The following is a 22,667-nucleotide window of genomic DNA, read 5'->3' as shown; positions in this document are numbered from 1 at the left end:
AAAAAGGGGCGACAATCGCCCCTCAGAACGAACTTCGATAAATCAGGAAGCGCGGTTTGCGAACTTCTTAAAGAGTTTGATACCGATCAGCGAAGCGGTGATCGCGGTAGCGACGGGCCAGGCGTGACCCGCCATTTCACCGACTTCAGATTGAACTTGACTGAATGCCTGAGCGGCACCATTGGCTTCCTGGGCATGAGCGGCAGCGGAGCCGAGTACCAGGGCGGTACCGGCGGCAAGTTTCGCCTGGGTGGAACGGAAGGCGGATGATACGGCTTGAGTGATTGCTTTCTTAGTCATGAGACAGATTCCATAAAGCGCTTGAACGCTAGAATGATGTGGCCGAACCCCCAACCGGAGGCGTAGGCCGTGAACAGGGTGCTAACTACGAACGTCAGGCTGGGATCGCTCATCGTTGCCCCCCATTTATCGCGCCGATCCCAAACGCAAGGACGAGGCCGACGCAATAAACCAGGAGCCACAGACCGGAGAGTTCAGACGTGTCCATGGCTCAAATTCCTATTTCTTATCGCTGTTGCCAGCGGACGGTGCTTGCTGACTGCCGGTCGCGTTGGGTCGACGGGCTCCAAGTACGTGAATCACGGTCTTGCCACCGGCAGCGGCGGAGGACGTGCGCAGCTCGATATCCAGCTCCATCGCGCACGGCATGTGCGGGGCGGCGGCGTGGAGCTGGTCGAAGATGTCGAAGTTGGCGGTCATCACGCTGACCTGGTTGCCTAGGGCGTTTTCGTTCTCGGCGGACGCCGACTGCATGACGTGGATCTTCGCACCGGAGACGCCGTTATCCATCTTGTAGCGAGTGGCACCGATCACGTGGGCTTGAATGGTGTTGATCATGTGGTCCTTCCTTTTCGTTAGCGTTGGGTTCTGGCGGCTTGCGGGTCATCGTGGGCCGCGAGAGGTGGTGGCTCAGTGATTGCTGAGGTATGGGCGCTCACAAGCGTCAAGCAATGCGCCAATACATAAAGGTGACGCGGCCAGTGCATGTAGCGGGGATCGGGGCACGGCGAGACCCGCTCCCTCAGAGCTCGGGAATCGAGGCAGGGGGGTCCCCCTACCCGCCATCCGTTTGCCCGTCGGTCTTTCTGCACGGCAGCCAACATCGCCCAGCCGGTCAACCCCTTTTTCAACCCCACAAAAAGGGGTTGACAGTCTGGTCGCTGCTGGCTAAGGACGCCGTGCGACCGAAGGGCGACGGATGACGGGCAGGGGGACATGGATCAGGCCTCGTTGCTGTTGGGAGCGGGGGAGGCATGAGATAGAGCATCAAGGGGTTCGAGATGGCCGCTCTCCAGTTGAGATAGTCCGTATTCGATCAGGCGCTCGGAGAGCGCGGACGAGGTCAGGCCGTGGGTGCCCGCCTGGATCAGGTGGCGGCTGTGGGTTTCAGGCGCGAGGAACACGCGGATGGGCTGCTTTTTGCTCATGTTGATAACTCCGTGGGGGCGATAGGCCGGTGTGGATAACAGGCGGCGTGGTTGCCGTGAGGGTGTGGGTAAAGGCGCGACGTTCACCGGGGCCGGACCAGGGGAGGCGGGCGGTGTCGGATCGCGATCATTGGCCGAGGTCAGGCCGTAGTGCTTGATGAGGTACGCCAGGGCGTACCGTTCATGCGTGAACAGGATGCTGTAGCGCTGATCTTGTTGGTGGACAAAACGGGCGATGGTGCTGTCGTTCAGGTCAAGGGTCAGAAGGTGTTCAGCGGGTACAGTGATGAACGCGAGAAGACAACCCGCCGGGGTGACGTTGCGATGAAGAACGACGGCGGACAGACCTTCACCGTCCCTCAGAGCTAAGCCGTCCATTAAGAGCGTCTGGGTAGTCATGGACACATTGCCGGTATCCAGCAGCGTGCAGGGCTCAGCAAGCGTGACAACGGGGGCGGTAGCGTTCATTAGTGCCAGTCCTCCGATTGCAGGCATTCAGCGGAAAGGAGCGCGACGTTCACCAGGCGGCGGCGGCCAACCTTGATGATGGGGAGGTTCCCCTGGTTCATCTGGCCGCGAACGGTATCGGGGCTTAGGCCCGTGAGTTCGGAGAACCGCTCGACCGTCATGACAGGCACCTGAGGTGCGGGGACGTGGGGCGTGTTGCTCGTTTCCATGCTGTACCTGCTCGCTGTGGCATGTTGTGATAGGCTTTCTTCGTCAACTCTTTGTCATATGATTTTTGTCAAAGAGCCATCGGTGTACTTATTATTAGGTATACTCGTAACTAGGGTTACTCAGAGTTGAGTATATGTCAAGCGAGCTTGCCAGAAAAATTCGTGAAATTCGTGAAGTGGAAACTTCAGGGAGAGGCGAGTTTTCGCAACTAATTGGAATTGCTAAAAAAACACTAGAAGGCATCGAGCAGACCGGAAGGGTGCCAAAAGGCGATCTTCTAGAAGCCATTTGCCAGCAATGGCCGAAGTACACGCTTTGGTTAATGACAGGGCAGACGAACGAGCCGTGCGGACAAGTAAGTCCTGAGGTCGAGAGGGCACGCCGCATGTTGAAGAAGACGGGGACGGATACCGACTAGCACAGCGGGCTGTGAATAAGTGGTTTAACAGTCATGGGGCTTTAGGTAAGGGAGGGGATATTTAAAGGAGAAAAGTTGGATGATATTTGAGACGATAATTATATAGAATAAGGTAATAAGATGGGTATAAGAAAAGAGTTTAGAAAGAGAGAAAGTATATACTCTTTTATGATTGTAAGTTTCATTACAGGTATTATTTTTCACTACTTACTGGGAAAAAGTCTCCCGATCGAATATGTGGTTAGTATTTCATTAGTTGTGATTGGTGCATCGTGGTCTTTTTTAACAATTGAGATTAATCAAATAAGTCAATTAAGAAATGAATATATGAAAGAATTGAACGAATTTGAAGAATCAATGAACTATTTCTTATCGAAGTCGTTTGAAATGCTTCTGAAAAACGTTCGATTATCCAAGCTAGAAACAAAAGATAAAGAGAGTGATGAGTTAGAGAGCGTATACATATTAACTCAAGAACTAAGAGTGGCCTTTGATTTAATGAATTATAAAATGGCGAAAATAAAAAAAAGCAGCGTGGTTATTAGTCATACTAAAATCAAGGAGTTGAACGAGCATTCAACTCGTATTTATAAAAACGTTGTAAATGACTTTATTGAGGTTCACCAAGATAGAAAAAAAATTTCTAATGATGAAATGGCGCTTTTTAATAAAAGAAGCCATAGGCTAAGAATTTTAATGTTAAAAGCTTTGCCAGTAGGGGAGCTTAGTTTCGAAAATTTTTCGATTAGGTACAAAGCAAAAAAAAGCTTATGTATATGTATAGTCTTGTTTTGTATATTTATAGTTTTATTTAAAGGTATTGCTTCATTTTTTCACCTACCTGCATAACTCGAAACCTCACCATTACAGATAACCACCGTGTGACGCCCGTTCTGAAAACGCTGGCGTCCGTCCCAATACAGGCGACGGCATAGATCCCCACCATAGGTATAGCTCGATATGCGGGCGGGGTTGCCCAGAATGCTGATCGCTTGATTCTCTGACATCCCCGGAATCACCACACCCCGAGCACGGGCGTTGACTTCGGCGTTTCGTCGTTGGGTAGTGGTCTGGTAGTTACTGCTCGAGGAGCTGTACGTTTGTTGGCGGCGATGTGGTTGCTGGATCGGTTGGCTGTGCTGGGGGCGGTTACGTTGTGGCGGTGCCTGGATGATGGTCAGGTTGTTGGTATCGACGGTTTCCGAATTGCCGTTAGCGCAAGGCGAATCCTGAAAGGTGGTATGGCCATTACTCACGCACTTATAAAGCTGTGCCTGGGCGGAGAAGGGAAGCAGGACCAGAGCGGCCAATAGAATCGGTTTTTTCATTGTTCTGTACGCTAAGCAAACATCGGTTTTTGAAGGTTACCAACAAGACGCGCCCAGCGCTACCCTTTGGGGAAAAATGCGAAAAAGTGTCCACAGAAACATGCTAGAACGTGCTGAAACGAATTTTTGTCGTTCTGTAACGTATTGATTTAGTGGTTTTAATGCTGGTGTGTGCTGCTAGGTCAGGTACTTGTAATCAGTAGGTCCCGGGTTCGACTCCTGGTGTCGGCACCATTAAAAATGGTTAAAAGCAAAACGTTAGAGAATCTGATCAAGCCGCCTTCCAAGGCGGCTTTTTCGTATGCGTTTACAAAGTGCTCGAGCTATTCACATCTCGCTCACCATACCCAAGTACCCGCTGCATATGGTATCCACAAGATCAACCTTCTCAAGTATTGACCCTTTTTTTAATATCTAAATTGCTCGTAATAAAATCAATTAGTTAGCAACTGAAAAGAAAAAGGTGGTTTCACTTTTCAAGAGTAGAATTCTTTAACAATCAAATAATTACTTTTGCTAAGATCTAGTTAGCTGCCGCGCAGGCAGCTCAGAAAACGGTCCACAACCCCACCCTCACTGCTTTGACGTTAGCTGCCGCGCAGGCAGCTCAGAAAACTCGCAATACACGAATGTGAGGTGGGCTGTCGTTAGCTGCCGCGCAGGCGGCTCAGAAAGAAGCGTAGAAGCTCCCACAACAGGTTCATAAGGTAGTTCAGAGGCAAAGTGCAGCATAGTGCTGTTCTTTAGCCACCTCGGTGCGATGCTTTGCGGGTGCGCTAGCGCTTACGACGCGCTACAGGGAAGGGAACTTGCGCCTTCTTGCGTATCAGGGTGACAGTGAGTGCCAGAACGAACAGGCCAGTGCCGGCATCAACGCATTCAGTATTGAGTTCAGATGCCAGCCGGTTTACACACCTTGCAGGCCCACCGGCTGGGTTTGGCCTCATTCCCAGCGCGGTGAATGGCAAGGCTGTATTCGTGCTGGGCGATCTCGCGGCCCGGAAATACTGCTACGGCCAGCAAGCCGGAGTCCAGAGCGTCACGCGGGGCAGCACGGCGAGCAGGTGCTGGATACCAAGGGCGATCAGCGCGTGCTCCTGATGGCTCATGTTCATGGCGTTTCATTCCAAACGAAAACGGCCGCCCGAAGGCGGCCGTTTGGATGGGGTTATCGGTTAAACCCTGGGATCAGCTTGTACGCGGTGGCTTCGAAAAAGCGTGACATCCGCTCGATCAGGCTCGCGATGTAAGCGTTGCACAAAACCCAAGGCAGCACCACCAGCACGATGGCTAAAGCGCCGAAGTACACGTCGCTGACCCAGTGGCCACCGACCAGAATGCGCGGCAGGGTCACGAAGATGGCCAGCGCCACCGAAAGCGAGGCGATCAAGCGGTCGGCGAAGCGCAGCATGAAGCTGGCGAACACCATGGCCAGCACGCCGTGGTCGCTCGGGAAGCTGTTGGAGGCGGTCGCCTTGGCGTTCAGATAGGTGTAGTTGTTGAGAATATTGACGTCGTCGTGCCACACCGTGGGGCTGGGGCGGGCAGCGAGCAGGTCCATGTGCAGCATTTCGCCCAGCAGCGCCCCCACCGCGGACATGATCAGGCCAATTGCCAGCCACTTGGGCCAGCTACCGTTCTTGTCGCGCACCATGGCGAAGAACAGCATGATGACCAGCACGCCAAACATCACTTTATCGAAGGCGCGGGTGTTGAGCAGCGCCATGGTTTCTACCCAGCGCGGATACGTGGGGCTAATGAACTGGTTGAAGAAGAAAAAGACGTCGTCGTCCAGGCGGGTCCAGAACAGCACCGACGGCAGCCACCAGCTGGCGATCAGGGCAAACCCCAGGAAGTTGTAAAAAAGGATGCGGCGAGTGTGCATGGCAATACCCATATTGCGGCTTATGGTTCAGGGCATAGTTTAGTTGTTTAGCCTGTTAATGAACAGTGTTCCATAATCTGTGCGTCATGGCCGAACCCTCACTTTCCGGTCTTGTCGGCGCTGCTGGCGGCGATGGCATTGGCGACGGTGGTGCGGGCGTGTTCGAGTACCGAGCTCCACTCCTCGGGCGTGGGGTCGGCAAAGCCCAGGCCACGCAGCAGAAAGAGCCCTTCGATTGCAAGCACCGCCTGGCGAATATCTTTACTGGCGATATCGTCGCCGTCGAACAGTTCTAAAATGGTGCGGTAGTACTCTCGTGCCGGGCGCGATTTCTCCGGCGAATGCAGTAGAGCCGTCATCAGAAAGGCGGAGCGGCGAATGAGCCGGTCGTCTTCGGTCAGCGCCTCATCGAGATAGGCGAGCAGGCGTTTGTGGCTATGTTGCCAATCGCTGCCTGCCCGGGTTTTGACGGCGCCATGCACGCGCTCGATCTCGCGCTGCAAGACCGCGGCCACCAGGTCGTCCTTGGTCGCGAAGCTGTAGACCAGGCCCCCTTTGCTGATACCGGCGCGCTCGGCCACGGCGTCGAGGGTGAACTGGCGCCCGGCGCTTTCCATGATGATGGCGTCGGCGGCGTCCAGAATGCGCTCGAGGGAAATCTCTTTCTTGCGTGCCATAGGTCTCCCGGTCTTCGTCGATCAGTGAATCCTGGCAGTTTACCTTATCCCCGCTGGCTCACGCTGAATGCCTTGCAATGCCGTCGGTATTTTTCGTTGCACCGAGTTGATCGATTGCGTCAAAAAAGCGCACTTTTATTTTCCGACTGGTCAGTCATAATCTCTCTTTTTTCGTGAGCGCTTCATGAGCGCCGTATTCACACACGTCAAAAGGTACAGAGCCATGGCGCTATCCAGACGCAGTTTTCTCTTGTCCGCCGGTACCGGTATCGCCGGCGGCGTGTTGGGCGGTTTTTTAGGCGCGACCTACGGCGCCCGCCCAGGCTGGCGTCTGGAATCGCAGATCCCCCGGGCGGAAGGCGTGGCCACCTCGGACACCTTGCCCGCCCAGGCCGATGTGGTGGTGATCGGTGGCGGTATCGCCGGGCTTTCCACGGCGCTGTTTCTCAACCAGAAAGGGCTCAGTACGGTGGTGCTCGAAAAGGGTGTGGTGGCGGGGGAGCAGTCCAGCCGTGCCTTCGGTTGGGTCTACTCCAATAGCTGGGATTTGGGCAAGCTGGAGCTTGCCAACCGCTCGAAGGCAATCTGGCAAGGCTTTGCCGAGCGCTTTGGTGAGGACATTGGTTTTCGCCAGACAGGCAACTACTCGCTGCTGGCCACCGACGACGAGGTGAGCGCAAGCCAGGACTGGCTTGACCAGGCGCGGGAGATCCAACCCCAGACCGATGCGGAGCTGGTGACGGGGAGCGAACTCGACCGGCTGCTGCCCCAGGGCGCCGGGCAATACAAAGCGGTGCTTCATCAACCCAGCGACGGCACCGCCGAGCCGCGCTATTCGGTCTCGCGCATTGCGCGCGGGGCGATGAATGAGGGCGTGCAGATCGTTTCCCCTTGTGCGGCGCGCACCATCGACCGCCAGGGCGGTAGAGTCGTCGGCGTGCATACCGAGAAGGGCTACATCAAGGCCTCCCAAGTCGTGCTGGCCGGCGGTGCCTGGTCGTCGCTGTTTGCTGGTAACCTGGGCGTTCATCTGCCGCAGCTCACTATTGCCTCGTCCATGCAGCGTTTGAGCCCCATCGACAACGCCTTGCCCGGTGCCGGCTACGGGCCGGATTTCGCCTGGCGTCAGATGGACACCGGCGAAACCGCGGTGGGTGTATCGACCAACGTCGCGCCCATCACCACCGACAGCTTCCGCATGCTGCTGGACTTCTTGCCGGCGCTGAAGCACTCCGGCGATCTGCTCAAGGTACGCCTGTCGAGCGACTTCTTCTCCTCGCTCAACATGGCCTCCAAATGGTCCGCCGATGAGATCACGCCCTTCGAGCAGGTACGTATGCTCTCGGGCAGCGTGGATGAAGACGAAGTGAACACGGCTTTGGCCAACCTGCGCCGCGCCTACCCACAGTACGAAAACGCCCAGGTGCGCGAGCGCTGGGCGGGCATGATTGATGCCACGCCGGACTCCACCCAGGTGATTTCAGACGTACCGGATAACGACGGGCTCTTCGTCATCACCGGTTTCTCCGGCAACGGCCTCACCACCGCGCCCGCTTCCGGGGAAATGCTCGCCGAGATGATTGCCGGCGAAGAAACCACCTGTGACCCGTCGATCTACCGCTTCAGCCGCTTTACCGACGGCACTGATAGGGTGTTGAGATCCTAAAACGCCAGCGCCACCCGATAAGGTGGCGCTGGCGTTTAGCGAGAGTACTAAAGGATTAAAACGCGCGTACGTTAGGCTCTGTCTGAAAAGTGCCTGCGCTCGACAATACGGCGTTAAAAATTGGCTCGCGCGCGAGTCCGATCAATATACTCATTTACACATGTAAACTCCGTTTTTTCGCCAATTTTTGTCTTGTCTTGTCTTGTCTTGTCTTGTCTTGTCTTGTCTTGTCTTCGCTCGTCGACTTTTCAAACAGACCCTAGAGCGCTTCGATCTTGGTTTTCTGCTCTTCGAGCAGCTTTTTGGCGGACTGGAACTCGGCAAGCTTCCCGCGCTCTTTGTCGATCACGGCGGCCGGGGCCTTGGCGGTGAAGCTTTCGTTGGAAAGCTTCTTCTCGACGCCGCCGATCAGCTTGTCCTGCTTGTCGATCTCCTTGTTCAAACGCGCAAGCTCGGCGTCCTTGTCGATGAGATCCGCCATGGGCACCAGCACTTCCATATCGCCGACCAGCTGGGTGGCGCTAAGCGGGGCATCGTCCGGGTTGGCAAGCCAGGTCACGCTTTCGAGCTTGGCAAGTTTGGAGAGGAACAGGCGGTTGTTCTCCAGGCGCTCGGCGTCCGTCGGCTGGCCCTTGGTCAGCAATACGTCCAGCGGCTTGCCCGGGGCGATGTTCATCTCGGCGCGGATGTTACGCACGGCGACGATCACGCCTTTGAGCCACTCGATATCGCGGCTCGCCTGCTCGTCGATCTGGGCATCAACCGCCTGGGGCCAGGGCTGGTTCATGATCGACGCGTCCTGGCCCGGGTAGCGCCCGGCAAGCGGGGCGACGCGCTGCCAGATCTCTTCGGAGATGTAAGGCATCATCGGGTGGGCCAGGCGCAGGATGGTTTCCAGCACGCGTACCAGGGTGCGCCGAGTACCACGTTTGGCTTCCGCCGTGGCATTTTCGTCCCACAGCACCGGCTTGGAGAGCTCCAGGTACCAGTCGCAGTACTCGTTCCAGACGAACTCGTAAAGCGCTTGCGATGCGTGGTCGAAGCGGTACTCCTCCATCGCTTTGGTGACCTGGGCCTCGGTTTTTTGCAGCTGCGAGATGATCCAGCGATCCGCCAGCGAGAGCGTCACCGCCTCGTCACCGGTGCCGCAGTCTTCGCCTTCGGCATTCATCAGCACGTAACGCGAGGCGTTCCACAGCTTGTTGCAGAAGTTGCGGTAGCCGTCCAGGCGGTTCATGTCGAACTTGATATCCCGCCCGGTGGTGGCCTGGGACAAGAACGTGAAGCGCAGCGCGTCGGTGCCGTGGGGTTCGATGCCGTCCTTGAATTCGTCCTTGGTCGCCTTGGCAATCGCCTTGGCTTTCTTGGGCTGCATCATGTTGCCGGTCCGCTTCTCGAGAAGCGCGTCCAGGCTGATGCCGTCGATCAAATCGATCGGGTCGAGTACGTTGCCCTTGGACTTGGACATCTTCTGGCCCTGGCCGTCGCGCACCAGGCCGTGCACGTAGACGGTCTTGAAGGGCACCTGGTCGGTGAACTTCAGCGTCATCATGATCATCCGGGCGACCCAGAAGAAGATGATGTCAAAGCCCGTCACCAGCACGCTGGTCGGGTGGAAGGTCTCGAGCTCCGGGGTTTTTTCCGGCCAGCCAAGGGTGCCGAAGGTCCAAAGGCCCGAGCTGAACCAGGTGTCCAGCACGTCTTCGTCTTGGGTCAGCGTGATATCGCTGCCCAGGCCGTGCTTTTCCCGAGCCTCGGATTCAGTGCGCGCCACAAAGACGTTGCCTTGTTCGTCGTACCAGGCGGGAATGCGGTGGCCCCACCAGAGCTGGCGCGAGATGCACCAGTCCTGCAGGTCGCGCATCCAGGCGAAGTACATGTTCTCGTAGTTCTTGGGCACGAACTGGATGTCGCCGTTCTCGACTGCCGCGATGGCGGGCTTGGCGAGCTGGTCGACGGCCACGAACCACTGATCGGTCAAAAGCGGCTCGATGACGTCACCGGAGCGGTCGCCATAGGGCAGCGTGTTGTTGACCGCCTCCACCTCGAGTAGCAGGCCGAGCGCGTCCATGTCGTCGACGATCTGCTGGCGCGCCTCGAACCGGTCGAGCCCGGCGTATTTCGCGGGCAGGGTGGCGTCTTCTTCCGGCTGGGGCTGGCCCTTCAGGTCGAAGATTTCGGCGCGCTCGAGAATCGTGGCGTCTTTCGAGAAGACGTTGATCAACAGATGGTTCTGGCGCTTGCCGACTTCGTAGTCATTGAAGTCGTGGGCCGGGGTGATCTTCACACAGCCCGAGCCTTTCTCCATGTCCGCGTGCTCGTCAGCGACGATGGGAATGCGCCGGCCCACCAGCGGCAGCTCGATGAATTGGCCCACTAATGATGCGTAACGTTCGTCTTCCGGGTTCACCGCCACGCCGGTATCGCCCAAAAGCGTTTCCGGGCGGGTGGTGGCGACGACGACGTGATCCTTGCCGTCCGCGGTTTTCACGCCGTCGGCCAGCGGGTAGCGGAAATGCCAGAAGCTGCCTTGCTGGTCCTTGTTCTCCACTTCCAAATCGGAAATCGCGGTGTGCAGCGTCGGGTCCCAATTGACCAGGCGCTTGCCGCGGTAAATCAGATTGTCCTCATGCAGGCGCACGAATACTTCCTGCACCGCCTTGTAGAAGCCGTCGTCCATGGTGAAGCGCTCGCGGGACCAGTCCACACTGGCGCCCATGCGGCGCAGCTGGCGGGTAATGTGGCCGCCGGACTCTTCCTTCCACTCCCAGATCTTGTCCGTGAACGCCTCGCGCCCCAGCTCGTGGCGCGTCTTGCCTTCTTCCGCGGCCACCTTGCGCTCCACCAGCATTTGGGTCGCGATCCCCGCGTGATCGGTGCCGACCTGCCAGAGCGTGTTGTTGCCCTGCATCCGTTTCCAGCGCGTCAGGGTGTCCATGATGGTGTCCTGAAACGCGTGGCCCATGTGCAGGCTTCCGGTCACGTTGGGCGGCGGAATCATGATGGAGAAGGGCGCACCGGTGCCTGACGGCGCGAAGCGGTTGTCCGCTTCCCAGCGCGCGTACCAGCGGGTTTCGATCTGTTCGGGTTGGTAGGTCTTTTCCATGGAGTGACTCGCAAACGATGCTTTCCCGAGAGACGCCCGAGGCAAGCATGAAATTCATAAAGAGGACGAAAAATGGCGGCTAGTATAGCGCGAACAGCCGCGACGCGTCAGGCGTGTCGTGGCCGGTAAAGGGCTTTCGCAAGTTTGGCCGCCTTGAGGCAAACCTAGCCGCCAATCTTGTGCGGAACCACCTCGTGGCCAAGCTCCTTATAGCGCTGCCAACACGCGCGTTTGGTAACGAGCACCTGCTGGTGCTGGTTGATGATTTCGGCAACTCTTGTGAAACGCTCGATCCCGTCGGGAATGTCCGGGTGCAGGTTCAAAAGCGCGGTCTCCTCCGCCGGGGTGGGTAGGGCACCAAAGCCGAGCGTAATGGGCACGCTTTTGGCCATGTCGCTGCCTTCCAGGGCGTGGGGCAGGTAGGCATCCTCGCGAAAGGTCCAGAGCGCTTCGTCGGCGTGCTCGGCCAGCGCCTGGTCCTCGCAGTGAAGGTGCAGCCGGTAGCCCTTGCGGTAGATGGTATCCGCCAGCTTGCAGGCAAAGGCGAGCCGTGCCTCTAGGGTGGTGTCCTGAAGAATGTAGAAGTCGATTCGCGCCATGGGACTCCCGCTTGACGACACGTGGGAAATGCTTGAAAGACGCCGCCGCGGTGAAGCGGCGGCCGAAAGGATTACACCAATTGGGTCAGCCAGCCGTGCGTGTCTTCGCTGCGCCCGTACTGGATGTCCAGAAGCGTCTTGCGAATGCGCATGGCCACTTCATTGCCGCCGTCGCCTTGAAGGCGAATGCGCTCGTCTTCCGTGACCAGCTCGCCCACCGGGGTGATGACCGCCGCAGTGCCGCAGGCAAAGACCTCGATAATCTCGCCCGACGCCGCACCTTCACGCCATTCGTCGATGCTGATTGGGCGCTCTTCCGGGGTCAGGCCCATGTCCTTGGCCAGCGTCAACACCGAGTTGCGGGTGACACCTTCAAGAATCGTATCGGTCAGGCGCGGGGTGACCAGGTGGCCATCCTTGAACACGAAGAACAGGTTCATGCCGCCCAGCTCTTCGATCCACTTGTTCTCGGCCGCGTCCAGAAACGCTACCTGGCCGCAGCCGTGGCTTTCCGCTTCTTTTTGAGCGGCCAGGGAGGCTGCGTAGTTCCCGCCGCACTTGGCAAAGCCGGTACCGCCCGCGGCGGCCCGCTTGTAGTGAGAGGAAAGCCAGATGGACACCGGGCTGACGCCGCCCTTGAAGTAAGAGGCCGCAGGCGATGCGATCACGTAGTAATCCACTTCGTGGGCCGGGCGAACGCCGAGGAAGGCTTCTGAGGCGATCATGAACGGGCGAAGGTACAGGCTGCACTCGTCGGCATCGCTTTGTGGCGTGGGGACCCAGGCGTGGTCCTGGTCCAGCAGGGCCTTGATGGAGCCGATGAAATCGTCATCGGAAAGCTCAGGCAACGCCAGGCGGCGAGCGCTCTTGCGCAGGCGCTCGGCGTTTTTTTCCGGGCGGAAAGTCCAGACCGAACCATCCTGATGGCGGTAGGCCTTGATGCCTTCGAAGATTTCCTGACCGTAGTGAAGCACGGCGGCAGCCGGGTCCAGCGTCAGTGGCCCGTAGGGACGCACCTGATGGCCGTGCCAGTCGGCGTCCACTGTCCAGCGGATATTGACCATGTGATCGGTGAAGTGACGGCCGAAACCAGGATTTTGAAGAACACTCTCGCGAATGTGCTCCGCCGTTGGCTGGTTGGACGGCAGGGTCTCGAAACGATTGGCAGAACTGGCAGTGGGCACGGCGTCTTGTCTCCGCAAAATACCCCTGAAGGGGTAAGCATCAAAAGGGGGCAAAGCGCCCGGTGGGCCGGGCGCTTCACAGGGTTTCAGGTTTAACGGTTGTGATGACGAAAGGCAACCGTTACGCGCCAGGCGCGGCTATTTTGTATCGGTTTCCACCTGGGCGTCGGCTTCGCGGTCCAGCAGGTACTGGGTCAAAAGCCCGACCGGGCGGCCGGTCGACCCCTTTTGCTTGCCCGAATGCCAGGCGGTGCCGGCGATATCCAGGTGCGCCCAGGGGAAGTGGTCGGCAAAGCGGGATAAAAAGCAGGCGGCGGTAATCGTCCCCGCCGCTCGCCCGCCGATATTGGCCAGATCCGCGAAGTTGGAATCCAGCTGCTCCTGGTACTCATCCCATAGCGGCAGGTGCCAGGCGCGGTCCCAGGCGGTCTCGCCGGCATCCAGTACGTCGAGTGCCAGGTCATCATCGTTGGAGAGAAGCCCGGTGGCGTGGTGGCCAAGGCCGACGATGACTGCCCCGGTGAGCGTGGCGATATCGATGACGCTTGCTGGGGTGAAGCGCTCGGCGTAGGTGAGCGCATCGCACAGTACCAGCCGGCCCTCGGCGTCGGTGTTGAGCACCTCGACGGTCAAACCCTTGAGGGTCTTGATGATATCGCCAGGTTTGGTCGCCGCGCCGTCGGGCATGTTTTCGGCAGCGGCCACGATGAACACCGCGTTGAGCCTGGGCTTGATCTCGAGTACCGCCTTGACCGTGCCGAACACGCCGGCCGCGCCCCCCATGTCGAACTTCATCTCGTCCATGCCTTCGCCAGGCTTGAGCGAGATGCCGCCAGTATCGAAGGTGATGCCTTTACCTATCAGTACGTGGGGAGCCTCGTCCGGGTCGTCGGCGCCCTGGTACTTCATGACGATCAGTCGCGAAGGCTCGGCGCTGCCCCGGCCCACGGATAAAAGCGACTGCGCACCCAGTTTCTCGAGGGCCTCTTCGTCCAGGATCTCGACCTCAAGCGCGCCGCTGGCGTCTTGGCTCAGCTTCTCGGCCTGCTCGGCCAGGTAGCGCGGAGTGCACACGTTACCCGGCAGGTTACCCAGCGTGCGGGTCAGGTTGATGCCCTGGCCGATGGCGCAGCCTACCCGGGCGCCTTGCCTGGCCTTTTCGGCCTCGGCGGCGTCCATCACGATCAGGCTAAGCTTGGCCAGGGTCGCTCTGGGCGCCGGGGAGGTTTTGAACTGGTCGAAGCGGTAGAGTGCTCGTTCGGCGGCTTCCAGCGTCTTGCGCGCTTTCCAGGCGGTGTCGCGCTCGAGCACGATATCGGTAAAGGCGATGCTGGCCTCATCGATGGGGAGTTTCACCAGCGCGGTCATGGCGGCGTCCATGGCCTTGAGGACGGCGGCTTCCTGGCACTTGTCACGCTCGCCAAGGCCCACCAGAAGAAGCCGCTGCGCGCCCAGACCGGGTGCGAAGGGAATCATCTGAACGTTGCCGAGTGCGGCGTCGAAATCGCCGCGTTCGAGCAGTTGACCGATCAGCCGTTCGCTCGCATCGTCTAATTTCGCCACAGCGGGCAATAACTCGCTATCTTTATAGACGGGAAGAACAAGGCAAGCCGTTTCAGCTTTTGCGGGATTGGCAGTCTGAACGGAAAATTCCATGACGTCTCCAACAAGACAAGCATCAAGTGATTCGGGATAATACCGTAATCGTACGTTGGATTAGTGTACCCAAGCCATGAGCGCATTGCATGGCAAGCTGCAGGATTAGCCGGAGAGTGCGTTGATTTTATTTCGGTACTTGACTCGTGAAGTGTTACTCACCATGTCGGCGGTTGCCGGCATTTTATTACTGGTCATCATGGGAAGTCGTTTTATCCGCTATTTCGCCGACGCCGCGGAGGGCGATTTTCCCGTCACCATTCTGGGCAGCTTGATGTTTTATCATCTGCCGGGGTTCATGGAGCTGATTCTGCCGCTGGCGTTTTTTCTAGGCATCTTGCTTGCCTACGGCCAGCTCTACATGAATAGCGAAATCACCGTCATGGTGGCCTGCGGCATGAGCCCCACCCGGCTTTTACGGGTCACGTTGCTGCCGGCTTCGGTAGTGGCCGTGCTGGTCGGACTTTGCAGTCTGTGGCTCACGCCCTCCGGGGCGCTCTTGACCGAAGCGACTCTGGAGGATCAGCGCAGCCGGCTGGATGTCTCGGTGCTCGCACCTGGGCGTTTTCAATCCTTTGGCAGCGGAAGGACAGCGTATATCAGCGATTTCAGCAGCGACGGCACCCAGATGCAGGAAGTGCTGGTCCATGAGCAAGCCACTCCCGAAAGCGGCAGCACCCATAGTTACATCACGCGGGCGCACACAGGCTACCAGGAGACCAGTGTCGAGACCGGTAGCCGGTTTCTGGTGCTGGAAGAGGGCGAGCGCTACGGTGTCACGCCGGGCCTTCGCGAGGCCGAACGGCTTGTCTTCGAGCGCTACACGCTGCGTTTAGGGCTTAGTCGCACTCGCCAGGAACTGGATTCGCTCGAGTACGCCTCCACCGCCGAGCTCTGGAGCGACCCCGACCCCCGCGCCCAGGCTCAGTTTCAGTGGCGAACGGGGCTGCCGCTGATGGTGTTCGTGCTGGCACTCATTGCCCAGCCGCTTTCTCGGGTGAACCCGCGCCAAGGGCGTTTTGCCAAGCTCTTGCCGGCGGTGTTTCTCTATGTCGCTTATTTGAGCCTTCTGCTCGCCGCCGTGGATGCCATCGGAAGCGGCACGCTTGCCACCACGGTGGGGGTATGGCCGGTGCACGGACTCTTTCTGGTGCTCGGGTGGCTGTTGATCTGGCGCTCGCAACGTAAAGGAATGCGCTAATGCTCAGTGTTTTAACGCCGGCAGATCGCCTGGATCGCTATATCGCCCGCAATATACTCGGCGCCATCATCATCGTGCAGTTCGTGCTGCTGGGGCTTGATATCACGATCGCCTACATCGGAGACCTTGGCGACACGCAAGGTAATTACTCCGCACTGGATGTGTTGCTCTATCTGGTGATGCGCCTGCCGTGGCGTTTTTATCAGTACGCCCCGGTGGCGGTGCTGATAGGCGCGCTGATCGGGCTGGGCACGATGGCCTCCAGCAACGAGCTGACCGTGATGCGCGCGGCCGGGCGGTCGCTTGCACGCATTCTATGGGGCGTCATGAAGCCTGTTCTTCTAGTGGTAGCGGTAGTGCTGCTGGTGGCCGAATTTGTCAGCCCGCGCACCGAGCAGTTCGCCGAAGCCTGGCGGCTGGAACAGCGCCAGGGTGAGGGGGCCATGCTGCAAAGCCGCAGTGGCTGGCAGTTCGAAGGCGATAGCGTCTACCGCTTCGGTGCGATTCGGGCCGACAACGTCGTGCTTGACTTGACCCGCTATCGTTTCGACGAACGTCGCCTGGTGGAGGCAACCCGCGCGACCCGCGCCCATTGGGAAGAGGGCGCCTGGCAACTGGAAGAAGTGCATACCACGCGCATTTTCGAGAACTACACGGAGTCGGAGTATCAGGCGCAGACCGTTTGGGAAACCGCGCTGACCCCCACCCAGCTGGAACGGCTGTTGCGCGATATTGAAAGCCAGGCTCCCAGCGAGCTGTGGGCGTATGCCAACTTCCTCCAACAGCAAGGGTTGAACGCCGAACAACCCTTGCTCTACTTCTGGCAGAAGGTGTTGATGCCGCTCACCATGGGGTCGCTGGTGCTCATCGCAGCGTCGTTCGTCTTCGGGCCCCTGCGTACCGTGGCCGCGGGCACCCGGGTATTCTATGGCGTGGTCACCGGGCTCGTTTTCAAGTACATCCAGGATCTGCTGGCGCCTGCCTCCACCATATTCGGTTTCTCCCCCGTGTGGGCGGTGCTGGTGCCCACTCTGGTATGCGCCGCCGTGGGGGGGTACTTTTTGCGCCGCAGCGGCTGATTACACGACCGTTCCAAAAAGCCGGGCCGTCCTGATAAGCGGCCCGGCTTTTTTTGTCGTTTACCCGCAAGGCTTAACCCTCTGTATTTGCGATATAAAGCGAAGAGTAGCTGAAAACCGGTGTTAAAAGGCATTGGTTTCTACTTGATAAAATGTATGCGAATCATTTACATTTGTTTTATACATTTTACGGGGTAGCGCCATGTACGTATGTGTGTGTAAGGGAGTCACCGACCATCAGATCCGCCAGCAGGTGAGCGACGGCGCGCGCAGTTGGCGCGAGGTACGTGAAGCCACCGGTTGCGCCATGCAGTGTGGCAAGTGCGCATGCTTTGCCAAATCCATTACCCGCGAAGCGGTACAGGCCGAGCGTCAGCAAGCCGACATGGGTCTCGCTTACGCCGTATGACGCGAATCACTATTGTTTGAGTTGCCTTTAGCAAACAACTGATTTTCTTGAATTTTTAATATGCTCCTCTATACTTTCAGTCATCCGGGAGTACGCCTGTCAAATGGCTGCTCCTTTATTGACGTAACTGCTTGATTGTCCGAAAAACCTGTTACGACAAAAAGAGCGGTCCTACAAGGCAAGGTGACATATGAAAGGCGATCCCAAGGTAATTCAACATCTCAATATCGCACTCGGCAACGAGCTTGTTGCGATCAACCAGTACTTCTTGCATTCCAAGATGTACAAGGATTGGGGCTTCAGGGCGCTTGCCAAGTGGGAATACGACGAGTCCATCGAGGAAATGCAGCACGCCGACAAGATCATCGAGCGTATTCTTTTCCTGGAAGGCATTCCCAATCTGCAGGATCTGGGCAAACTGCATATTGGCGAGAACGTCAAGGAGATGCTCGAGGCCGATCTCAAGATCGAGCACGACGGGCGTAACGATTACATCGAAGCCATCACGTACTGCGAAAGCGTCAAGGACTACGTGACCCGTGACATGCTGCGCGACCTGCTGGCTGACGAAGAAGACCACATCGACCATATCGAAACAGAGCTTAGCCTGATCGAGAAAGTGGGTATTCAGAATTACATTCAGCGCCAGATGCAAATGGCCGGCGACCACGAATAAACGTCTTTGCCGAATAAAAAAACCCCGAACCAGGTTCGGGGTTTTTTTGTGCGCGACCGAGATTACTTGGTCGGATCGACCTGATCGGTCTGCGCACCGGAATTGGGCTTGGCGCCGCCAAGTGACGGCTCCTGACCCAGCGGTTCCGGGGTGTTCTTGATGGAGTACTGACTGCGACCATCGAGTGAGGGGCCTTCTCCCCAGCGTCCCTTGGGTGCGTCCTTGTCCAGCAACGTGTTCAGATAGTAGTAAGAGTGCTCGGTCGCCTCGTGTTCTTCCGGCGTCGAGTTGGGAATAGGCAGCTGCGCCTGCATTCCACCCAGCTCTTCGATAATCGCCAGCCACTGCTGCTGGTGATATGTATCTCGGGCGATCAGGAATGATAGAAAGTCCTTCATGCCGTGATCGTCGGTCCAGTTGTAAAGACGTGTCGCGAGAACACGGCCACCGGATTCAGCCGCGACGTTGGCCATCATGTCCGCCCCGATATTGCCGGTGGCGTAAACGTGACTCATATCGAAAGGTACGCCATTGGCATTGACCGGCATGGCGGAAAGCCCGGATGACAGCAGATGGCGAGGATTGGCGCCACCCAGAATGGCATTCATGACCGGGTCTTTTGCAGTCTCTTCCTGATAGGAGACCGGAGCGCCTTCCAGGTTGAGCGCTACCGCATGCCCCAGCATTTCGATATGCGAAAGCTCTTCAGTGGCGGTGGACATGAGCATGTCCCGGATCCGGTCGTCACCGCGGGCACCCATGGCCTGAAAGAAGTACTGCATGGCCACACGGATCTCGCCTTCGATACCGCCGATAGCCTGTTGAAGCAGCATGGCAAACTGGGGATTAGGTTTATCAACCTTTACCGGGTATTGAAGCTTAGATGAATGATGAAACATTTTACTCTCCTTAGTAATTTCCCAAGGGAATCCTTGGTAATTACCCCTGCCATTAACGTTCAATTAAATGGGCAATTTAATTGAAATAATGTCTAAAGGGTAATTGGCTTGCGCGTTTCTTCAACTATGCAATTCATCCTGCAATTAATACCCTAGCACATAAAAAAATATATACGATTAATGAGTCGGCTTATTTATCGAATAATTTTAAATATATCTTAAGGTTATGATTTATATAATTTTTTGTTTAATTTTTGTTATAGGTATCAGTTTTCTTCGCCAATTTCCAACCCTTCATTATTTTTCATTTTATATCAGCACGCTAGTTATCTAATTTAAAAAATATTAATAACAATGGCAAGCCAAGCATATTTAGCGCTATTCGTTAAAGTTAGGTAGCGCTCGTGAACAAGGGAAATGTAATGGCGGGGTTTCAAGAAGCCTTGATGTCAGCATGCCTGTAAACGCCAAGATCCTGCCTGGCGGTATAAAGCCGCCAGACAGGATCTTGTGGATAGTGATACTGGTAGTGTAGTTGGGGGGTTAGCGGTTCTGTGCGGCAAACGCTGCAGAGCCATCAAACTCGGCGACGGGCTCGTCCACGGTAAAGGTGGTGCGACTCAAACGGCGCACACGCTTCATGAACAGGGCGATGCACAAGAGCGTACCCAGTGCGGCTACGACATAGCTCACCTGCAGCGAGAGGCCAAAGCCGATCGGCGCATAGGCCAGGTAGGTAAAGGTTGCCATGGTCATGAAGACGGCCGGAATCGAGGTAATCAGGTAAGGTTTGCGCGCCAGTACCAGATACATGGTGGCCACCCACAGCGCGATGACCGCGGTGGTCTGGTTCGCCCAGGAGAAGTAGCGCCACAGCAGTGTGAAATCCATATGGGTCAAGGCGTAGGAGATCACAAACAGCGGTACGGCAATCATCAGACGTTTGGCGATCGGCTTCTGGGCAATTTTCAGGTAGTCCGCAATGATCATGCGTGCACTACGAAACGCGGTATCGCCCGAGGTGATGGGAAGCACAATGACCCCCAGAATGGCCAGCGTTCCGCCCACAGCACCCAGCATCATGGTCGATACTTCGCTGACCACGGCGGCCGGGCCGCCGGCGGCCAGCACGTCAGACAGGGTCTGGTCGCCGTAGAAAAGGCTCATGGCCGCCGCCGCCCAGATCATCGCGATGACGCCCTCGGTAATCATCATGCCGTAGAAAATGCGGCGACCGCTGGTTTCATTCTCCGTGGTGCGCGAAATGATCGGCGTTTGCGTGGCGTGAAAGCCGGAAAGCGCGCCGCAGGAGATCGTCAAGAACAGCAGCGGGAAGATGGGCGCGCCTTCCGGGTGCATGTTCTGGAAGGAAAGCTCGGGAATCGGCGCACCGGTCACGATCAACCCGATACCGATGCCCGCGGCGCTGAACAGCAAGAGCGCGCCAAAGTAGGGGTAGATGCGTCCGATGACCTTGTCGATGGGTAACAGCGTGGCCACCAGATAATAGGCAAAGATGACCAGGGTGATGGCAACGAGCGAAAGCGACGTCATGTTCGCCAGCAAGGTGGCCGGAGAGGTGACGAAGACGGTGCCCACCAGCAACAGCAACAACAGTGCAAACCCGTTCACCACGTGCTTCATCGCCTTGCCCAGAAACTTGCCGGCCAGCTGGGGCAGGTGAGCGCCGTGATTGCGAATCGAGATCATGCCGGTCAGGTAATCGTGTACCGCTCCTGCAAAGATACAGCCGATCACGATCCATACAAACGCCACCGGGCCGTAAAGCGCGCCTAAAATAGGTCCGAAGATGGGCCCGACGCCTGCAATGTTGAGTAGCTGGATTAGCGAGTTGCGCGTTGTATTCATCGGCACGTAGTCGATGTTGTCGCGCATGCTGAAGGCCGGAGTAGGACGCTTGCGGTCAGCGACAAACACCCGGTCCACGAACTTGCCGTAGGTAAAGTAACCCACTATCAGTAGCAGTATCGAGGCGATGAAAGTAATCATGGGGGATACTCGGTGATGGTCAGTGGCGGAGGGTACAAGAGCCGGACAACGAACCTTTCGATAGCCATCATGCTCAAGTCTGCTGAATGTATCTGGTCATACCTGAATTCGCTCTACGACTTTAGTTTCCCTGGGCAGCACACTGGCGTCACGCGCTCGTATAATGCAAAACGGGCAGCCCTGGGCTGCCCGTCAAAACACTTAACGACATGCTGATATCATGAAGCGGGCGGAGTGACACCGCACAGCATGCGACCACCGCCGCCGCCCAGGTGAGGCTCATCCGAGTAGGTATCACCGCCTTCATGGATGATCAAGGCGCGGTCCGTCATGTCGTCCACGCTCAGGCGCGGCGCGAGTACCGGAGTATTGGCTTCGCCGTGTTCGTTCACGGTCAGCACCGGCAGGTCACCCAAGTGGCCTTCACCGTAAGGGCCCTGGTGGGTGTCGGTGTTGTCAGGGTCATGGTGGCCGCCGGCGGCTTGGGCAGCGGTCATTTCGCCGTCATCGTTCTCGGCGGGCTCGCAGCTGGGATTTTCATGCAGGTGGAAGCCGTAGACACCCGGCTCCAGATTGGTGATGGACGGTGTCAGCATCACGCCGCCGAACTCCGAGCTTTCGATTGTCACGGTGCCCAAGGCCTCTTCAACGCCATCGACTGTGACTTCGTGCATGTTCACTTCCAGCGTGTCGTTGGAACCCGTGGTGCTTTGAGTGTCGTTTGTATCGTTGGTCTGGGCATGCGCGGCGCCCGCTAGCAAAAGGGCCGCTGCAATACCGGTCAAGGGAGTCGCTATACGCATCGTCTTTTCTCCTTTCCTGTTCCATGGAAGCCCCGAGGGGTGCTTTTACAAGGTAGCTGCTTGTGGTGCAGGCCGCCAACGCTGCCGGGGGTTATTACTCAACCTGGGTGACAAGTGTCCGCCAAGCCGCGACAATAGCGCCATTTTGTGGGGACGGTCATGGCGCCATTACGCATTCTTTATCAGGATGAGCATCTGGTAGCGCTACACAAGCCCGCTGGGCTCCTGGTGCATCGCACACAGCTTGCCCGGGGAGAGACCACCTTCTTGTTGCAGCAACTGCGCGACCAGCTGGGCCAGCGGGTCTATCCCGTTCACCGGCTGGACCGGCCCACGTCCGGGGTCATGGTCATGGCGCTCTCGCCAGAGGCCGCCACCGCCATAAGCCAGGCGTTCAACGAGCGCGAAGTGGAAAAGCGTTATCTGGCCGTGGTGCGGGGCAAGGCGCCGGATTCAGAAACGCTCGATTATCCGCTTCGCGAAGAAGACGGTACGCGGCCCAAGGCACAAATGCCCGCCATGCCCGCCCGTACCGATATCCAGCGCCTGGATAGCGTGGAGCTGCCCGTTCAGGTGGACCGCTATCCGGTGGCGCGTTACTCCCTGGTACAAGCCCGGCCGCTGACCGGAAGGCGTCACCAGATCCGCCGCCACCTCTCGCGGCGGGGCTATCCGATCATTGGCGATGCCAAACACGGTAAGAGTATTCACAACCGGTTTTTTGCCGAACAGCTCGGCGCGCCACGCCTTCTGTTGGCCGCGACCCACCTGGCATTTGACCACCCGATGCTGGCCGTGCGGTTAACCGTCAGCTGTGCGCTGGATGACACCATGACCGCGCTGCTGAATCATCTGGGCTGGGCGGGCCATCTACCGCGCGATAGCGTGCAGACGCCACCGCTGGCGGCATCTTCTGCTCTTCAAACACCTTGAGGGAGAGTTTTC

General features: G+C 57.6%; 23 protein-coding genes. 8 read left to right on the top strand and 15 right to left on the bottom strand.

Going from position 1 to position 22,667, the window contains the following annotated elements; translation table 11 throughout:
* Window positions 1-42: 42 nt before the first annotated feature.
* The 5 genes from ACWF8S_RS14240 to ACWF8S_RS14220 all read right to left on the bottom strand — a co-directional run bounded on the left by ACWF8S_RS14240 (window position 43) and on the right by ACWF8S_RS14220 (window position 2,077).
* A complete protein-coding gene (locus ACWF8S_RS14240; RefSeq protein WP_447554032.1) occupies window positions 43-300 on the bottom strand; it encodes a major coat protein in 258 nt (85 codons plus the stop codon).
* 109 nt (window positions 301-409) lie between these two features.
* Window positions 410-508 (bottom strand): tail virion protein G7P-2, encoded by a 99-nt coding sequence (locus tag ACWF8S_RS14235; RefSeq protein ID WP_371829567.1) that lies wholly within the window; start codon window positions 506-508, stop codon window positions 410-412.
* 11 nt (window positions 509-519) lie between these two features.
* Window positions 520-858, bottom strand: a complete 339-nt coding sequence (locus ACWF8S_RS14230; RefSeq protein ID WP_447554031.1) for a hypothetical protein — start codon at window positions 856-858, stop codon at window positions 520-522.
* Window positions 859-1,241: 383 nt separating this feature from the next.
* Window positions 1,242-1,916: a hypothetical protein gene (locus ACWF8S_RS14225; RefSeq protein WP_447554030.1), complete on the bottom strand. Its 675-nt coding sequence runs from the start codon at window positions 1,914-1,916 to the stop codon at window positions 1,242-1,244.
* Window positions 1,916-2,077, bottom strand: a complete 162-nt coding sequence (locus ACWF8S_RS14220; protein ID WP_447554029.1) for a DNA-binding protein — start codon at window positions 2,075-2,077, stop codon at window positions 1,916-1,918. Before ACWF8S_RS14220 ends, ACWF8S_RS14225 begins: the two co-directional genes overlap by 1 nt.
* Before the next feature lie 182 nt (window positions 2,078-2,259).
* Between ACWF8S_RS14220 and ACWF8S_RS14215 the strand changes: the two genes are divergently transcribed.
* On the top strand, window positions 2,260-2,544 hold the full coding sequence (locus ACWF8S_RS14215) for a hypothetical protein (protein WP_447554028.1): 285 nt from the start codon (window positions 2,260-2,262) through the stop codon (window positions 2,542-2,544).
* Between the two features lie 120 nt (window positions 2,545-2,664).
* Entirely contained in the window at window positions 2,665-3,393 is a 729-nt protein-coding gene (locus ACWF8S_RS14210; RefSeq protein WP_447554027.1) for a hypothetical protein, read from the top strand.
* On the opposite strand, the gene ACWF8S_RS14205 is transcribed toward ACWF8S_RS14210, so the two are convergent.
* The 3 genes from ACWF8S_RS14205 to ACWF8S_RS14195 all read right to left on the bottom strand — a co-directional run bounded on the left by ACWF8S_RS14205 (window position 3,378) and on the right by ACWF8S_RS14195 (window position 6,434).
* A complete protein-coding gene (locus ACWF8S_RS14205) occupies window positions 3,378-3,872 on the bottom strand; it encodes a DUF4124 domain-containing protein (protein ID WP_447554026.1) in 495 nt (164 codons plus the stop codon). The genes ACWF8S_RS14210 and ACWF8S_RS14205 overlap by 16 nt on opposite strands.
* A gap of 1,168 nt (window positions 3,873-5,040) precedes the next feature.
* Window positions 5,041-5,757 (bottom strand): phosphatase PAP2 family protein, encoded by a 717-nt coding sequence (locus ACWF8S_RS14200; protein WP_447554025.1) that lies wholly within the window; start codon window positions 5,755-5,757, stop codon window positions 5,041-5,043.
* A gap of 98 nt (window positions 5,758-5,855) precedes the next feature.
* A complete protein-coding gene (locus tag ACWF8S_RS14195) occupies window positions 5,856-6,434 on the bottom strand; it encodes a TetR/AcrR family transcriptional regulator (protein WP_447554024.1) in 579 nt (192 codons plus the stop codon).
* A gap of 223 nt (window positions 6,435-6,657) precedes the next feature.
* Between ACWF8S_RS14195 and ACWF8S_RS14190 the strand changes: the two genes are divergently transcribed.
* On the top strand, window positions 6,658-8,100 hold the full coding sequence (locus ACWF8S_RS14190) for an NAD(P)/FAD-dependent oxidoreductase (protein ID WP_447554023.1): 1,443 nt from the start codon (window positions 6,658-6,660) through the stop codon (window positions 8,098-8,100).
* Between the two features lie 259 nt (window positions 8,101-8,359).
* Here ACWF8S_RS14190 and ACWF8S_RS14185 read toward each other — a convergent pair whose 3' ends face one another.
* From ACWF8S_RS14185 to ACWF8S_RS14170, 4 genes are all read right to left on the bottom strand, one after another.
* Window positions 8,360-11,206, bottom strand: a complete 2,847-nt coding sequence (locus ACWF8S_RS14185) for a valine--tRNA ligase (protein ID WP_447554022.1) — start codon at window positions 11,204-11,206, stop codon at window positions 8,360-8,362.
* Between the two features lie 164 nt (window positions 11,207-11,370).
* Window positions 11,371-11,805: a DNA polymerase III subunit chi gene (locus ACWF8S_RS14180; RefSeq protein WP_447554021.1), complete on the bottom strand. Its 435-nt coding sequence runs from the start codon at window positions 11,803-11,805 to the stop codon at window positions 11,371-11,373.
* A gap of 71 nt (window positions 11,806-11,876) precedes the next feature.
* Window positions 11,877-12,989, bottom strand: coding sequence for a branched-chain amino acid aminotransferase (locus ACWF8S_RS14175; RefSeq protein WP_447554020.1), 1,113 nt, complete (start codon window positions 12,987-12,989; stop codon window positions 11,877-11,879).
* 138 nt (window positions 12,990-13,127) lie between these two features.
* Complete coding sequence (locus tag ACWF8S_RS14170) at window positions 13,128-14,645, bottom strand: leucyl aminopeptidase (RefSeq protein WP_447554019.1); 1,518 nt, start codon at window positions 14,643-14,645, stop codon at window positions 13,128-13,130.
* 121 nt (window positions 14,646-14,766) lie between these two features.
* Between ACWF8S_RS14170 and lptF the strand changes: the two genes are divergently transcribed.
* The 4 genes from lptF (at window position 14,767) to bfr (ending at window position 18,010) form a co-directional block, all read left to right on the top strand.
* The gene (lptF, locus tag ACWF8S_RS14165; RefSeq protein ID WP_447554018.1) at window positions 14,767-15,846 is read left to right on the top strand and encodes an LPS export ABC transporter permease LptF; all 1,080 of its coding nucleotides are present in this window, start codon (window positions 14,767-14,769) and stop codon (window positions 15,844-15,846) included.
* Window positions 15,846-16,925, top strand: a complete 1,080-nt coding sequence (lptG, locus tag ACWF8S_RS14160) for an LPS export ABC transporter permease LptG (RefSeq protein ID WP_447554016.1) — start codon at window positions 15,846-15,848, stop codon at window positions 16,923-16,925. Before lptF ends, lptG begins: the two co-directional genes overlap by 1 nt.
* A gap of 202 nt (window positions 16,926-17,127) precedes the next feature.
* Complete coding sequence (locus ACWF8S_RS14155) at window positions 17,128-17,334, top strand: (2Fe-2S)-binding protein (RefSeq protein WP_447554015.1); 207 nt, start codon at window positions 17,128-17,130, stop codon at window positions 17,332-17,334.
* A gap of 190 nt (window positions 17,335-17,524) precedes the next feature.
* A complete protein-coding gene (gene bfr, locus ACWF8S_RS14150; protein WP_447554014.1) occupies window positions 17,525-18,010 on the top strand; it encodes a bacterioferritin in 486 nt (161 codons plus the stop codon).
* A 62-nt stretch (window positions 18,011-18,072) separates the two neighbouring features.
* Here bfr and ACWF8S_RS14145 read toward each other — a convergent pair whose 3' ends face one another.
* The 3 genes from ACWF8S_RS14145 to ACWF8S_RS14135 form a co-directional block, all read right to left on the bottom strand.
* Window positions 18,073-18,909, bottom strand: coding sequence for a manganese catalase family protein (locus ACWF8S_RS14145; RefSeq protein ID WP_447554013.1), 837 nt, complete (start codon window positions 18,907-18,909; stop codon window positions 18,073-18,075).
* 543 nt (window positions 18,910-19,452) lie between these two features.
* Window positions 19,453-20,919 carry a carbon starvation CstA family protein gene (locus tag ACWF8S_RS14140; protein ID WP_447554012.1) on the bottom strand — a complete coding sequence of 489 codons (1,467 nt, stop codon included), beginning with the start codon at window positions 20,917-20,919 and terminating at the stop codon, window positions 19,453-19,455.
* A gap of 218 nt (window positions 20,920-21,137) precedes the next feature.
* Window positions 21,138-21,722, bottom strand: a complete 585-nt coding sequence (locus ACWF8S_RS14135; protein ID WP_447554011.1) for a superoxide dismutase family protein — start codon at window positions 21,720-21,722, stop codon at window positions 21,138-21,140.
* 159 nt (window positions 21,723-21,881) lie between these two features.
* Here ACWF8S_RS14135 and ACWF8S_RS14130 point away from each other — a divergent pair, with 159 nt between their 5' ends.
* The gene (locus ACWF8S_RS14130; RefSeq protein WP_447554010.1) at window positions 21,882-22,655 is read left to right on the top strand and encodes a pseudouridine synthase; all 774 of its coding nucleotides are present in this window, start codon (window positions 21,882-21,884) and stop codon (window positions 22,653-22,655) included.
* The last annotated feature ends 12 nt before the right edge of the window (window positions 22,656-22,667 follow it).

Source organism: Vreelandella xerophytica, assembly GCF_968048975.1.
The sequence above is the reverse complement of the archived record's forward strand: the minus strand, read 5'-3'. Positions and strand labels throughout refer to the sequence as shown.